This window comes from Bacillus sp. Marseille-Q1617, assembly GCF_903645295.1.
GTDB lineage: Bacteria > Bacillota > Bacilli > Bacillales > Bacillaceae_B > Rossellomorea.
Genome location: NZ_CAHJXM010000001.1, coordinates 313,517 through 328,806 on the forward strand (window position 1 = coordinate 313,517; position 15,290 = coordinate 328,806).

At 44.9% G+C, this 15,290-nt stretch carries 13 protein-coding genes and 1 other annotated feature; of the genes, 9 read left to right on the plus strand and 4 right to left on the minus strand.

Features of this window, described 5'->3' with window-relative positions:
• Positions 1-84: 84 nt before the first annotated feature.
• Positions 85-1,134: a hypothetical protein gene (locus HWX64_RS01615; protein ID WP_175986707.1), complete on the plus strand. Its 1,050-nt coding sequence runs from the start codon at positions 85-87 to the stop codon at positions 1,132-1,134.
• Positions 1,135-1,329: 195 nt separating this feature from the next.
• Positions 1,330-2,604: an ATP-binding protein gene (locus tag HWX64_RS01620; RefSeq protein ID WP_175986708.1), complete on the plus strand. Its 1,275-nt coding sequence runs from the start codon at positions 1,330-1,332 to the stop codon at positions 2,602-2,604.
• 113 nt (positions 2,605-2,717) lie between these two features.
• Here the strand turns inward: HWX64_RS01620 and HWX64_RS01625 are convergent, their stop codons facing one another.
• Positions 2,718-3,320 (minus strand): YitT family protein, encoded by a 603-nt coding sequence (locus HWX64_RS01625; RefSeq protein WP_175986710.1) that lies wholly within the window; start codon positions 3,318-3,320, stop codon positions 2,718-2,720.
• A gap of 102 nt (positions 3,321-3,422) precedes the next feature.
• Here HWX64_RS01625 and HWX64_RS01630 point away from each other — a divergent pair, with 102 nt between their 5' ends.
• Positions 3,423-5,699, plus strand: a complete 2,277-nt coding sequence (locus tag HWX64_RS01630) for a helicase C-terminal domain-containing protein (protein ID WP_254871009.1) — start codon at positions 3,423-3,425, stop codon at positions 5,697-5,699.
• 41 nt (positions 5,700-5,740) lie between these two features.
• On the opposite strand, the gene HWX64_RS01635 is transcribed toward HWX64_RS01630, so the two are convergent.
• On the minus strand, positions 5,741-6,175 hold the full coding sequence (locus HWX64_RS01635; RefSeq protein WP_175986712.1) for a ferritin-like domain-containing protein: 435 nt from the start codon (positions 6,173-6,175) through the stop codon (positions 5,741-5,743).
• A 193-nt stretch (positions 6,176-6,368) separates the two neighbouring features.
• Here HWX64_RS01635 and HWX64_RS01640 point away from each other — a divergent pair, with 193 nt between their 5' ends.
• Together HWX64_RS01640 and HWX64_RS01645 are read left to right on the plus strand one after the other, a co-directional pair.
• Positions 6,369-6,524 (plus strand): hypothetical protein, encoded by a 156-nt coding sequence (locus HWX64_RS01640; protein WP_175986713.1) that lies wholly within the window; start codon positions 6,369-6,371, stop codon positions 6,522-6,524.
• Between the two features lie 127 nt (positions 6,525-6,651).
• A complete protein-coding gene (locus HWX64_RS01645; RefSeq protein WP_175986715.1) occupies positions 6,652-6,897 on the plus strand; it encodes a YkuS family protein in 246 nt (81 codons plus the stop codon).
• A 209-nt stretch (positions 6,898-7,106) separates the two neighbouring features.
• On the opposite strand, the gene HWX64_RS01650 is transcribed toward HWX64_RS01645, so the two are convergent.
• Positions 7,107-8,069 (minus strand): S8 family peptidase, encoded by a 963-nt coding sequence (locus HWX64_RS01650; protein WP_175986717.1) that lies wholly within the window; start codon positions 8,067-8,069, stop codon positions 7,107-7,109.
• 362 nt (positions 8,070-8,431) lie between these two features.
• Between HWX64_RS01650 and HWX64_RS01655 the strand changes: the two genes are divergently transcribed.
• Entirely contained in the window at positions 8,432-8,902 is a 471-nt protein-coding gene (locus HWX64_RS01655; RefSeq protein ID WP_254871103.1) for a superoxide dismutase family protein, read from the plus strand.
• 49 nt (positions 8,903-8,951) lie between these two features.
• Here HWX64_RS01655 and HWX64_RS01660 read toward each other — a convergent pair whose 3' ends face one another.
• Positions 8,952-10,295, minus strand: coding sequence for a sodium-dependent transporter (locus HWX64_RS01660; protein ID WP_175986720.1), 1,344 nt, complete (start codon positions 10,293-10,295; stop codon positions 8,952-8,954).
• A 66-nt stretch (positions 10,296-10,361) separates the two neighbouring features.
• Positions 10,362-10,570, minus strand: a binding site (T-box leader).
• 189 nt (positions 10,571-10,759) lie between these two features.
• Here HWX64_RS01660 and HWX64_RS01665 point away from each other — a divergent pair.
• The 3 genes from HWX64_RS01665 (at position 10,760) to HWX64_RS01675 (ending at position 15,245) form a co-directional block, all read left to right on the plus strand.
• Positions 10,760-11,875, plus strand: a complete 1,116-nt coding sequence (locus HWX64_RS01665; protein WP_175986722.1) for an FAD-binding oxidoreductase — start codon at positions 10,760-10,762, stop codon at positions 11,873-11,875.
• A 123-nt stretch (positions 11,876-11,998) separates the two neighbouring features.
• Positions 11,999-13,555 (plus strand): ABC-F family ATP-binding cassette domain-containing protein, encoded by a 1,557-nt coding sequence (locus tag HWX64_RS01670; RefSeq protein WP_175986723.1) that lies wholly within the window; start codon positions 11,999-12,001, stop codon positions 13,553-13,555.
• A gap of 364 nt (positions 13,556-13,919) precedes the next feature.
• Positions 13,920-15,245, plus strand: a complete 1,326-nt coding sequence (locus HWX64_RS01675) for a phenylacetate--CoA ligase family protein (RefSeq protein ID WP_175986725.1) — start codon at positions 13,920-13,922, stop codon at positions 15,243-15,245.
• Positions 15,246-15,290: the final 45 nt, after the last annotated feature.

Here is a 15,290-nt window from a genome sequence, read left to right on the forward strand (position 1 = left end):
AGTAAAAAAATTACTTTAAAGAGAAATTTATCTTGTTTTTAAGCGTAATATATATTACTCTATAAAGTAAGGAGGCGCTTTCATATGCAGGATAACTTATCATTGAATGTTTCATTGCTTCGCCGCCGGGTCCCCAATTTGACAACTGCCGCAAAAGCGGTGGGTTTGAGGCCCGCAACAGTTTCAAATCTGTGTACCGGTAAAATATCGGTCGGTCGCGCAGAGGTGAGAACCTTGGTTACGTTGGCCAATCTCGCCAATTGTTCATTGGATGAATTAATTATTCAAGGAGGGAAATTAAACATGATTGAGACGGGAATTAAGTCGTTAGATTTATTTGCTCCAATTGTGAAAGGCGGAATAAACGGGTTTGTGGCAAGAGCCCAGGTCGGCCAATTGGTCGTATTGGCGGAAATCACTCAAAACTTAAAAGAAAAAGGTTACGAAACGATCTTACTGACACCAGATCAGGAATTCACAGGATTGAGTGACCTTGAAGGCTTTGTGGACGCGAAGGTGCATTCTATGGAGGATGCTTTTGCTGAAGTTTCTTTAAGAGATGAGAAAGAAAAGGTCATAATACAGGTGGACCGCTCATTTGTGGTTTCCGGAGACCTCTATGAAATGAGAGAACGGTTTGAAGCGGAGGGCTTCCCGGACATAACAACGATATTATTTGATCCGAGCGGAACGGCAGTAGATGAAGACGACCCTTATGGCCCTCTGGATACAATGTGTTATTTCGATATCGACTTGGCCAGCCGCGGTATTTACCCCGCCATCCACCCGGTTCAATCCACCTCTTTATTAGTGGAGGAGGAAAGTCTGGAAGAACGTCATACTTCTGCAAACCGTAAAGTGAAAAAACTGTTAAGACGCTATAAAGAGATTCGGGTTCTATTGAATTCACTCGGGAAGGATAAAATACCGGAAGCGGATCTTGAGCTTTATGCGATTGGGGAAAGACTCGAAGCATATCTCAGTCAGCCGTTTCATGTGGCGGAAGAATTCACTCGCATCAAAGGAGAAAAGGTCTCCGTACAGGACAGCATTAAAGATATCGAAAAAATTCTTTCTGGGGGTTACAATCACCTGAAACCAGTAGACTTGAAGTTTAAAGGAAAAGTAAGCTGATAACTTAACAAGTGGGGACATTCTTTCAGGTAAGGGATAACAAAGGATGGTCCCTTTTTTTGATTGTTTGATAGTAGGAGGGATTTCCTAAGGAAACGACTTTTTCATTTAAATGTCGACAAAAAGAGGATTAACTCAAGTGCACGTCGTATGAGTATAGTACTGATTCTATTATTGTTGCAGGGAGATTAGTCGATGATTATCGAGAAATTATTGCTGCATGTATTGATTATTTTAGCTCCAATATTGATACAGACCTCTTTATTAGAACATCATCGACTTGGGAAGTCACCTGTATTTATTGGGATTCTGCATGGTATTGCAGCTTTTACTTGTATGATTTTTGCATATGAAAGTTTTGGATTGTATTGGGATTTCCGATATATCCCCTTAGTTCTGTCTATGTTATATGGCGGCAGAAAATCAGGTCTGATCGTCATTTTATTTATTTTGGCAGCCAGGCTCGTAAATGGCGGGGATGCCCTTTTGTTTGGCTTTATAAGTATTTTTACTGCCGGGATCCTGCCATTTCTGATATCTAATAGATTCTGGACTTATCCCCCCAAGAAAAGAATAACGTTTGCTGTACTCCTCGGATTTTGGCCAGCCTTCGTTATGCTGGGGATCCTGATTGCATTTGCGCTCATACGAGGGATTCCGATGGCGGGGAATACGGAGATGTTAACCTATGTCTTGATATTCGGCGGGATTCAAGTACTGGGAGTGGGACTTGCTGCACGATTGAATGAATGGATGATTGAGAAAAGCCTTTTGAAAGAGGAAATCCTTAAATCAGAAAAGCTTAACACGATAGGGGAATTGGCTGCATCGATTGCGCATGAAGTGAGGAATCCGTTAACAGTCGTGAAAGGATTCCTTCAGTTAATGAAAAAGCAAGTAAAGGGCGATCATCATGAATACCTGACCATCGTGCTCAGTGAACTTGGAAGGGCAGAAGAAATCATCAATGATTATCTCAACTTTGCCAAGCCCGAATTTGAAAAAGTGGAGAAGGTTAATGTCCGGGAGGTGCTGGCTGATGTGACAATGCTGATGAATGCCTATGCGCTCAAAGAAGGAGTCTTTCTTGAAGGGGACTTTAAAGCAAATGGATTTATACATACAGATCGTAACAAACTCAAGCAGGCGTTTGTAAACGTCATAAAAAACGCGATTGAAGCCACACCGGCTCAGGGCAGGGTCAATGTGAGGCTGGAAGTGAAGAACGATCAAGGCATCATTACAATCCAAGACACGGGTAAAGGGATGACCAAGGATGAACTCTCCCGGATAGGAACCCTTTTTTATACCACGAAAGCACGTGGAACAGGACTCGGGACAAGTGTATTTAAAAGAATCATCGAAGCATTGGACGGAGAAGTGCACTACGAGAGTGAAGTAAATAAAGGAACGAACGTAATCATTCATTTGCCGATCGTGGTGGATGAGCTACAAGAGAATGCAGGATAAGGAAAAACACTTAAAGGGACTAAGTGTTTTTTTATTTTAACGGTAAAAAAGTAGTAGGTTGAACGAGATTTAAATTCCAGTCTAGGTTTTTTATCTTTAAAATCTCTGCGCTTTTATGTACTCCATTTACCGTACATATGTTCCATGATAGGATAGAAGAAATGAATGATGAAACCGAGTGTGCAGGCGACGATGACAGTTCCGATTCCGACTGCTCCATGGACGACCATGGCAAGTGTAATGGCGATTGCCTCGTTGAGGAGGCGTGCATTGCGAAGGTTGAGGCCAAAACGCCGGTGAATCGCGATCATGAACGTATCCATCGGGCTGGAAGGCAGCTTTGCCTGCATGTAGATGGCAATGCCGATGCCGAGGATCAAGATGCCGGCGATGACGAATGAAAGCTGCTGGATGAATCCATTCGGCTCTAAGTGTAAAAGGTCAGTGTTAATCCAAAAGTCCACCATCATCCCGATGATGAAAATGGACAGAGCAGCTAGCCATTGAATCCGTTCTTTCAGCAACAGCGCATTTATGAGGATGAGTATGCAGCCGTTAAGAAAGATGCATGTCCCGATACTGAGATGGAATAAGTAAGACTCCCCGACGGCCAGTGCATCCCATGGAGCTGCTCCCAGATTTCCTTTAATGATGAGAGAGACCCCGAAAGAAAGACAAATGAGTCCGATGCAGTAAAAGGCGAATCTTACTTTCATTCCATTATCCTCCGTTCGATTGGAAAATTAGTCTACTATCAACAATATGAGTTGTCCTAATTAGTTAGAAGTATTTTTTAGTGAAGGCTGTGGTGAAACTTCGTGGAAAAAGTGAAGGTGTCCGTCAGGGAATTGGTGGAATTCGTTTATAAAGAGGGAAGCATCGACTTGAAATTCCAAGCCCGCTCATCGATGACGATTGGAACAAAGCTGCATCAGCTCTTACAAAAAGGATATAAAGAAGGGGACGAAAAAGAGGTATTTCTGAAGGGTGAAATTGTATCCGAGGAACTCTCTTTCATCCTGGAAGGCCGATGCGACGGAATTTTATATGAAGAAGAAAAAGTAAAGATCGATGAAATCAAATCCACTGCAAAAAACCTGTCCGATATTGAAAATGGTGCGCGAGTCCATTGGGCTCAGGCGGAGTGCTACGCTTATCTGCTGGCCAGTGAGAAAAAACTGGAGTTCATCGATGTACAGCTCACTTATATTCAAATCGACACAGAACAAGTAAAGGTCTTTGAACGAACGTATTCTATCACTGATTTAGAAGACATCGTACGAAGCACCCTGCTTGCCTTTACCCCTTTTGCCAAGGTGATCGTGAAAAACCGAAAAAAATTCCGGGATAGCATTTCTGAGACCTCTTTCCCGTACCCATCCTTTAGAAAAGGACAAAAACAGCTTGCCGGGGCGGTTTATAAAACGATCACAGAAGAAAAATCTCTTTATGCGAATGCACCTACTGGCACTGGGAAAACCATATCCACCCTTTTTCCGGCAATGAAAGGAATGAGCGGCCATGGAGCGGAGAAATGGTTCTATCTAACGGCAAAAACAATTACCCGGACGGTCGCTCAAGAGGCATTGTTGCTGCTTGAAAAACAAGGACTGCATCACACCTCGGTGACGATTACGGCAAAGGATAAAATCTGTTTCAAGGATGAAACCAAATGCCAAAAAGAATTCTGTGAGTTTGCAGATGGCTATTACGATCGAATTAACGGAGCCCTTATCGATATCCTCAGTCAAGAAACGGTGATGACACGGGAGGTTATCGAAGAATACGCATTGAAACATAAGGTCTGTCCCTTCGAATTTTCAATTGACCTTTCCTATTTAGTCGATGGAGTGATCTGTGATTATAATTATGTCTTTGACCCGAAAGTATCCTTGAAAAGATTAGGCGAGGAAAGTAAGAAAAAGACGGTGCTGTTGATTGATGAATCGCATAATCTTGTGGACAGGGGAAGGGAAATGTATTCGGCTTCTTTGACCAAATCATCTTTCCTGGAGGTGAAAAGCCTTCATCAACAGCATGAAGCACTCAAGAAGAGCATCAACGCTGTAAACAAACAGTTTCTTTCACTGAAAAAGGAAATGAAAGGCGAGGGAGAATGGAGAACGGAAGGACAGCAAGAGCTTACCGAGGAAATTGAAGCATTTGTAGAAACTGCTGAGAAATGTTTGGGGGAGCAGGGGAAAGAGTGGTCAGAGAGCTTCCTGCAATTATACTTTGATTCCTTGCATTTCGTCAGAATATCCAGGCTTTACTCAGAGGAGCACCGCTTCCTGCTTGATTCTTCCGGAAAGGATCTGACAGTGAAGCTCTTTTGCATCGACCCTTCCAAATTGATCGCCGGAGTGAAGAAACCTTATCATTCCTCTATCTTCTTCTCAGCGACCCTCCACCCATTTTCTTATTATTATCAGCAGCTGGGGGGAAGTGAGGAGGACTATCGTTTCTTGATTCCCTCTCCTTTTGAAAAGAGTCAATGGAAAGTGGAGGTCCATCCGATTTCGACCCGGTACAAGGATAGAACACGGACATTGCCGCGGATCGTCCAATCGATTGTCGATGTTTTCTTGAATAATGAAGGTCATTTCTTAGTGTTCTTTTCATCGTATTCATATATGAGGGAAGCGTATGAAGAATTAAAGGAGCACTCACTGGAAGCAGAGTATCTCATGCAGGAAGCAAATATGAGCGAAGAAGAAAGGGAAGCTTTTCTTCAATGTTTTCAGCCCCATTCGGAAAAGCGTGTAATTGGATTGGCTGTGCTGGGAGGGATTTTTTCTGAAGGGATTGATTTGAAAGGGGACCGTTTGAATGGCGTGGTCGTGATCGGTGTAGGACTTCCTCAACCTGGGTTGGAGCAGGAAATGATGAAGGAATACTATGAAGAGAACGGAAAGAACGGGTTTGATTATACGTATGTATATCCTGGTCTGAACAAGGTGTTTCAATCAGGGGGCAGACTGATCCGCTCAGATGAAGATACCGGCGTTTTAAGATTAATCGATGACCGTTATTTGACTCCGAAATATAAAAGGCTCCTCCCTGATGAATGGACACCGTTTACTGTCATAAAATAAATGGCGCAAAAAAAAGACCGCTCTGTGGCGGTCTTTTTTTGTTAATTAAAAGAAGGATCTTTTAAGAGACGGTCGAACTCTTCGAGGTGATGCGTCTCATCTGCGATCATGTCCTCAAGCTTGATGACCAGTTCTGTCAATCCTAATTCTTCAGCCTGTTCCTTACGTTTTTTATAGCGTTCGATTGTATCTGCTTCCGCTCTGCGACCTTCTTCCAGCATTTCCTTCACGTCGTCTGTCTGCTTGACAGGGGCTGGAGTCGTCGTTGGGTCTCCACCTAGAGTTTTGATTTTTTCTGCTAAGTATAAAGCGTGTCCCTGCTCATCAGGAATTTCCTCTTCGAAGAAAGGTTTCAATACCTGACGATATAAACCGCTGACCACCGCAGCGTAGTTTGTGTACAGGATAACTGCTGCATATTCATTTGCTAAATCTTCATTTAAACCATCGATTAATTCTTTTTTCTTTGCATCCATTATGTTACCACCCTTTTGTTTATTGATTATATAGACTATTTACCCACGTGAGTCAGCAAGTAAACATATCCAATTTTATTGAATGCCCATCAATATTTTGCCTCGAAAAGGGGATTCTAAACATATAAACAAAAATGCCGCTTCCCTGGATCTCTCTATGTTCCAGCGCGGGACTCAAAAGGAGGGATAATGAATGTCAAAGGAAGGAAAACAAAGCAAGGACCAAACCTCAGAGCAGCTAGCTAAGCAACAAGCAAAGAATGATGTGGAATTCGGGGCTGACACACAGCTTGGAAACAGCCGGAATCAAAGTCAGAAAAAGAGCGGAAGGCAAATAAACAAAAAATAAAATCTTGACTAGATGATGAATATCTTTTTCCCGGAAAGAAAAACCTAATATCTAGAAATACGAAAAGCGGAGGCGGCTCGTCCAGGCTGGCCGCCGGAGCTGGACAACACTCAGGAGGTATACAGATATGGCAAGAAGAATTGGTGTTGAAGAATCTTTACAAAATGTTGTGCAAGCCTTACGTGAAAAAGGGCATGATGTTGTAGAGCTTAAACAGGAGTCAGATGCACAGGGCTGTGACTGCTGCGTAGTAACAGGAATCGATTCTAATGTGATGGGCATCCAGAATGCAGCCACACAGGGATCTGTTATCGAAGCAAGCGGACTAAGCGCGGATGAGGTATGTCAGCAAGTTGAAAGCAGACTTCAATAGTTTAACGAAAAATGACAAGGCTTAATAAAAACAGGACCGCCTACCGGCGGTCCTGTTTTTTGGGTTTTGGGAGATTTTACTCGAAGATTGTCCAGCTGCAGGGCTTAGAGGCACATGTCATAAGCCAAACCGGCCAAGAAGGCAAAGAACGCCTTCCAGTCCGGTTCGTCTTATGCCACCCGCCTCTGGGCAAAGCCCTTCCGCTTTTCTTATCCAATGTGAGCCAAAGGCTGATTTCGGATATGTTCCTTTAAAAGATCGGGAGCTGTCAAATAGAGCAGACCGTTTCCTTCCAATGTTTTTGGGAAGCCTAGAGGCACTGTCCGTTTTATAAGCTGCGCATATATCTCTGGTTCTGATAAGATCCGTGCAAAGGATGCCTGCTCAAACTGTTTGATAAGAGCGAGGGCACCGGCCACATGCGGAGCTGCCATCGATGTTCCACTGAGCTTGGCGTATTTGTCACCCGGTATCGTAGATAATATTTTTTCGCCGGGTGCAACCAAGTCTACTTCGTTATTAGAATTGGTGAAGTAGGAAGAATTCCGTTGAAGATCGATCGAACCGACTGAGATGACTTCATTATAAGAGGCAGGATAAGAGAATTCGTCTGTAGTGCCGTTGGAATCCCCTTCATTACCGGCTGCACATACAACTAAGATGTTGGCATCGACAGCTCTTTGGATCACTTCATGAAGTGGTTTGTAATCCGTCGGTCCACCAAGTGACATGGAGATGATATCAGCACCCTGGTCGATAGCATACTGAATGCCGTTAACAATCCAATCATATTTCCCGCTCCCACGGCTTCCTGCCAGCACTTTAATGACAAGCAATTCAGCGAGCGGAGCAGCGCCGATCACGCCCTGTCCATCTTCATTCGCAGCGATTGTGCCCGCTACATGCGTGCCGTGACCGCTATAATCTGTCACGTTATTCTCTGCACCACTGTCATCATCCGTGAAATTCCTCCAGCCTTTTACTTTCCCTTTCAGGTCTGGATGGTTTACATCGCAGCCTGTATCAAGAACCGCAACCGTTATTTCATTTCCTTTATAACCATTTTTCCATAAGCTTGGAGCTTGGATTAAGTCAATGCCTTTGGGAATTTCATTCGCATCAGCCACCATTTCATCCATGAAATATGGAATTAATCTGATTTCACCTTGCATAGCAATCCCTCCTGAAAATGGTATTTTACATCGAGGAAAAATCTGAAGTTTCAGAAAATATAACATTTTTCGGACGAGATTTCCAGTGTATTTTGTAATAGGAAAATAAAGCCATTTAATATGGGGTGATGATCGAATGGTAGTGAAGGTCAACAATGATGTAAATGTAAACAAACGTTTGATTAATTCTGAAATAGTTGATAACAAAGGGCCGCGGGGGTTTAAACAAACGTTTGAATGAATTGGTCTGAACGTCCTTTTTCTTTCATAGAGTGGTTATGAAGAACACAGTGGAGGAGGAGGCACAGATGAATTATTATCAATACGGCTATCCTGCCTATTCATATTATCCTTATAGAAACATGCCTGAGATGGCATATGCCATGATTCAGGGAGGACCGCTCGCTCCCAAGTTAAACGGATATGTCTTCTTTCGGGAAGTGCCGAATGGGGTGGAAGTATTCATAGAGGTTCATGGGCTGCCGCAGTATCAAAAAGGAAGCGGGGAAAAAAAGCCTGTCGGACCGCATGGCTTTCATCTTCATGAAAAAGGGGTATGTGAAGTCGGTGACAAGGAGGATCCTTTTCAATCTGCAGGGGGACACTGGAATCCGGATAATCAGCCTCACGGGAATCACGCGGGAGATTTTCCTGTACTGTTTTCCAACGACGGCTACAGCAAAATGTCATTCTTTACGAACAGGTTCAAAGTGGAGGATGTCATAGGAAAAGGAGTCATCATCCATCAAAATCCGGATGACTATAGATCCCAGCCCTCAGGGGATGCAGGGAAGCGGCTTGGCTGCGGAGTGGTCATGAAGTATGGGATGTGAAAAACAATAAAAACGCGGACCTCCATGCCAGGGGTCCGCGTTTCCTTTCTTACAATATACCAAGCACATCAAGCATAACAGCAATAATCAAGATCGGAGCGATAAAACGGATCAGGAAATACCACGTTTCGAATAATCCTTTTTTCAATCTGCTTCCACGCTTCAGTTCTTCGTAAAGCGCCGTCTTTTTCATCTTGATCGGTATGAACAGGGCAATGAGCAGGGAACCGATCGGCAGCAGTACATTGCTCACTGTAAAGTCAGCCAAATCGAAAATCGTTTTACCGAAAATGATGACGTCACTCAATACTCCATAAGATAATGCAGACGGAATTCCGAATACAAAAATCGCAAGCCCGATGATCCACGACCATTTTTTGCGAAGTGCAGGGTCCCCTTTTGAAATGACGGAAACAATGATTTCCAGCATCGAAAAGGCGGATGTCAGAGCTGCAAACAAGAACAGTACGAGAAAGGCAATAAAGAACAGCATTCCGAATGGCAGCTGATTAAAAATTGTCGGCAGCACATTGAATAATAAGACAGGCCCTGCCCCAGGCTCAAGTCCGAATGAGAACACTGCCGGAAAAACGGCAAGTCCAGCCAGAAGAACGATAAAGATGTTCATCGCAACAATGGAACCGGCTGAGCGGGGAAGACTTTGATCCTTCGGCAAGTAGGAGCTGTAGGTCACCATTACCGAAACCCCGACGCTCAGGGTGAAGAAGGATTGTCCCATTGCTTCCAGTATCGTTTGTGATGTTACTTTAGAAAAATCGGGCTCCAGCAGGAACGTGATTCCTTCCATTGCGCCATCAAGCGTAACTGCACGCAGGACAAGGATGATGAACAGCACAAAGAGTGCCGGCATCATAATTTTACTTGCACGCTCGATTCCCTTCTGAACCCCTTTGGCAACGACAAGGATTGTCATCAGGATAAAGAGGAACTGAACAGATACGCTCAAGCCCGGATTTGAAATCGTAGCTCCGAAAAGCTCGCCGTATTGCTCTGAGGTGAGTCCGTTCATCTCACCTGTTATCGCTTTAAATAAATAAACGACGATCCAGCCTCCGACCACACTGTAGAAGGATAGAAGGATGAAGGAAGTAATCATCCCGAGAATCCCTACCCAGTGCCACTTCGTACCCGGGGCTATTTTTTTGTAAGAATCAACCGCATTGCTCTGGGCGGTTCGTCCGATGGAGAACTCCGCGAGCAGTAATGGAAGGCCGAGTAGTAAAGTGAATAGAATAAAGATCAGGAAAAACGCTCCGCCTCCATTTTGACCTGCTGTATAGGGGAATTTCCAGATGGCCCCCAGTCCGATTGCAGAACCTGCTGCGGCAAGGATAAAACCAAGCTTTGATGACCATTGTTCACGTTGACTCATGTACAATCTCCTTTCTGATTCAATTGTTAGTATCCCGCTTTAAACATAAAAAATCGCCCCTACAATTGTAGGGACGATTGGATATCGCGGTACCACCCTAGTTATGAGAAAAAGTTCCCACCACTCGAATAAAATAACGGCTGTGCCGTCTTTTGATCACGTCAAAAGAAGCTCCAGAATCGAAATTCGCTAAACATTTATGTACCGATTCACACCAGCCACCGGCTCTCTTAAACAGGGAAATGTTCGCTACTAGTTTCCTTCAAAGCTTGTTCAATATTAGGTTATTCAATTTTTATCATGAAACGAAACGACTTGTCAATAAATTTCGAAAATACAAATATTGTATTCTCCACGTGTAACGCTTACAAAACCAGTCCCCACCTGAATTGTTTCCGGCCTCTTTCTCTTGTAAAATAAAAAGAATGAGGAAGAAAATATGAACGGAAAAAGGTGTTTAGAAAATGAAATCTATCATAGTGATCGGCGCCGGCATTCTTGGTGCATCAACAGCTTATCATCTCAGTAAAAAAGGGGCACGGGTTACGATCATAGACAGACAGGAACCAGGCCAGGCAACAGATGCTGCCGCTGGTATCGTCTGTCCATGGCTGTCCCAAAGACGCAATAAGATATGGTACCGCCTGGTAAAAGGCGGAGCAAAGTACTATCCTGAACTAATAAAAGAACTGGAAGCACTCGGTGAAACGGAAACCGGTTATCATCGTGCAGGGGCCATCAGTCTGCACACCGATGAACAGAAACTCGACAAGATGATCGAACGGGCGATGAAACGTCGAGAGGATGCCCCTGAAATGGGAAACATAACGAAGTTGACTGCAGCGGAAACGAAAGAACGATTCCCGCTGCTGGCAGACAATTTTGCATCCGTGCATGTAAGCGGGGCGGCAAGAGTGGACGGAAGGGCGCTGCGTAATGCGTTGATACGGGCTGCTGAAAAAAACGGAGCCGACTTCCGGTACGGAGATGCCAAAATGGTAGTGGAAAAGGATACTGTAACCGGAGTGACACTTGGGGAAGAAGTCATTCAAGCAGATACAGTAATCGTCACTGCGGGGGTATGGGCGAAGGAAGTGTTCAAAGAGGCGGGCATCGATTTTCAGGTGTCTTCGCAAAAAGCGCAGATCCTGCACCTGGAAGTGCCGCAGGCGGACAGCAGTCACTGGCCGGTCGTCATACCGCCCGGCAGTCAATATCTCCTTGGATTCCCCGGCGGAAAAGTGGTTGCAGGGGCCACTCATGAAGATGAAGCCGGCTTTGACTGCAGGGTGACAGCCGGAGGTGTATATGAAGTCCTCCACAAAGCCATCGAAGTAGCCCCGGGCATCGAAAACAGTACGGTTGCAGAAACAAGAGTGGGCTTCCGTCCGTTCACTCCAGGATTCCTGCCTGTATTCGGAGCGGTCCCAGGAATGGACGGGGCATTCACTGCAAACGGACTCGGGGCTTCCGGTTTGACGGCAGGACCGTATCTTGGCTCCGAACTTGCCAAGCTGGTGATGGGGGAAGAAACGGAACTTGACCCGGCAGACTATAATATAGCCGATGCCATCGGATAACCTGAAATTCACATTGGGCAAGTAACGATTTTCCTCTATCTTCTAAAGGCCTGCGCCTTTATAATAGAGGGAGTGTGTTTTTTAAAAATAACATTAGTTTATATAGAAAAGGTGTAATCATATATGAGTTTATTATCTGTTAAGAATTTGACCCACGGTTTCGGAGACCGTGCGATTTTCAACGATGTCTCTTTCCGACTGTTAAAAGGGGAGCACATCGGATTGATCGGTGCGAACGGCGAAGGTAAATCGACCTTCATGAATATCATTACCGGCAAACTTGAGCCGGACGAAGGAAAAGTCGAATGGGCAAAGCGTATCCGCATAGGCTATCTCGATCAGCATGCCCAGCTCAAGCAGGGGATGACGATCCGCGATGTATTGAAAACGGCATTTCAGTATCTGTTCGATATGGAAGCTGAAATGAATGAACTGTTCGGGAAGATGGGGGATGCCTCCACCGAAGAGCTTGAAGAACTGCTGGAAGAGACCGGCACGCTTCAAGATGCGTTGACGAATAATGACTTCTACATCATCGACGCAAAGGTGGAAGAAATCGGCCGCGGGCTGGGTCTTGATGATATCGGCTTGGACAAAGACGTCCACGACTTGAGCGGAGGGCAAAGAACAAAGGTCCTGCTTGCCAAGCTCTTACTTGAAAAACCGGACATCCTGCTATTGGATGAGCCGACCAACTATCTTGATGAACAGCATATCGAGTGGCTGAAGAGATATCTCCAGGAGTATGAAAATGCGTTTATCCTGATCTCGCATGATATCCCATTTTTAAATAGCGTCATCAATTTGATCTACCACATGGAAAATCAAGAACTGAACCGCTATGCAGGGGATTACCACGAATTCAAGAAAGTCCATGAAATGAAGAAGCAGCAGCTTGAAGCCGCCTATAAAAAGCAGCAGCAGGAAATGAAGGATCTGAAGGATTTCGTAGCACGTAACAAAGCCCGTGTATCAACACGGAACATGGCGATGTCCCGTCAGAAAAAGCTTGATAAGATGGACGTCATCGAATTGGCAGCCGAAAAGCCAAAGCCTGAATTCAATTTCAAGATGGCTAGAACGGCCGGCCGTGTCATTTTTGAAACGAAGGATCTTGTCATCGGGTATGATACACCGCTGTCAAAACCGCTTAATCTTAAGATGGAACGCGGACAGAAGATTGCCTTATCAGGTGCAAACGGAATTGGTAAGACAACGTTACTAAGAAGCATCTTGGGGGAAATCCGTCCGATCTCAGGTTCCGTCGAGCTTGGGGACTACTTGCACATCGGTTATTTCGAACAGGAAATCAAAACCCAGAACTACAACACCTGCATTGAAGAAGTGTGGAATGAGTTCCCGTCCTTCAATCAGGCAGAAGTACGTGCGGCCCTTGCCAAATGCGGACTGACAACCAAGCATATCGAAAGTAAGGTGGAAGTGCTGAGCGGAGGGGAAAAAGCGAAGGTTCGCCTCTGCAAACTAATGAATAAAGAAAGCAACGTACTCGTCTTTGACGAGCCGACCAACCACTTGGACGTCGAAGCGAAAGAAGAGCTGAAACGTGCATTGAAAGAATATAAAGGCACGGTCCTCCTGATCAGTCACGAACCTGAATTTTATAATGATGTGGCGACTGAAGTGTGGAATTGTGAGTCTTGGACGACAAAATTGTTTTAATAGAATTGAAAGAATGCTCCCTTTTTTAAAGGGGGCATTTTTTGTGCTTCAATAGTGTGTCTGGTTTTGACATGGGAATCAGGACTTCGCCCATATATTTCAGATTACGCCCTTATATCAGGAATCCCGCCCATAAAATTAATATTTCGCCCTTATATCAAGAGGTATCGCCCATAAGATTAAAATATCGCCCATAAATTGGAGGGAGGCCCCACTAAGAGAGGTGTGTTTTAATTTTCTGAAAATATATTGACATTTTCCAGTAAAGACGTTATCTTTTGAGTAGTTGGATATAACACATTTTTTAATAAACGAATTAATAACGTTATATGATTATAGTTTTACATAAAGGGAGGCATGGATATTGATTCTGCATGAGATTGAAACCGCCGGTCGAGATCAGATGGAAAGCCTTCAACTAGAACGACTCCAAAAGACAGCCAGCTTAGTCTACCACTCCGTACCTTTTTACCGCAATCACTTCGAACAAAGAAATCTGCACCCAGACGATATCCGATCTTTAAAAGACATTAAAATGTTACCGCTTACAACAAAGAAGGACTTGCGTGATCACTATCCATTCGGGATGTTCGCGGTCAAGCAGGAGGAAATGGTCAGAGTCCATGCTTCTTCGGGGACGAGCGGTAAGCCGACAGTGGTCGGCTATACCCAAAATGACATTGATATGTGGGGGAATATTGTAGCCAGGGCGATCGCGATGGCCGGGGGAAGGCAGGGAAGCGTGCTTCACAATGCATATGGATATGGATTGTTCACCGGCGGACTTGGCCTTCACTACGGCAGTGAAAAGCTCGGGATGATCACCGTGCCGGTATCCGGCGGAAATATGGATAGACAGATCACACTGATTGAGGATTTCAAGCCTTCCGTCATTTGTGGTACTCCCTCATATGTTCTGAACCTGGCAGAGACAATCGCAGGCCAGGGGAAGGATCCGGCGTCACTTTCACTGCAGGCTGGCATTTTCGGAGCGGAGCCGTGGTCAAATAGGATGAGGGATACGCTGGAAGGGATCCTTGGCATTAAAGCCTGTGATATTTACGGACTCAGCGAAGTGATCGGTCCCGGCGTTGCCATGGAATGCCCTGAGGCACAGGATGGCCTTCATATTGCGGAGGACCATTTCCTGGTTGAAGTCATTCACCCTGATACATTGGAACCGGTCCCTGAAGGAGAAACAGGTGAGCTGGTTTTTACCAGCTTGACGAAAGAAGCGTTCCCGATCATCCGGTATCGTACTGGTGACATTGCTTCGATACAGCACGGAACCTGCTCATGCGGGAGAACGACGGTCAAGATGTCGAGAGTGAAGGGAAGGGTGGACGACATGCTCATCATCAGGGGGGTGAATGTCTTTCCTTCTGAAATGGAACATCATCTCCTTGAGCTAAAGGAACTCGCTCCTCACTATCAGCTCCACGTAAAGAAAAAAGGAGCCCTTGATACAGTAGAGCTTCACGTTGAAATCAACCCGGATTTCTATGCGGGACTCTCAGGGGATATACAGCATGAAAAGGTCTTCGAATTGACTTCAAAAATAAAAAGGGTGATGAAGAACGGCTGCCTGGTATCGATGGATGTAAAAGTCAGGGCGCCTAAGGAAATTCCCCGATCGGAAGGGAAGGCCGTCCGGATTGTGGATCTTCGGGAAGAAGCGATTTTTCCATAAAAAATTTTGTCCGATAAACCTATTACAAGTTAGTCAATCATCGTG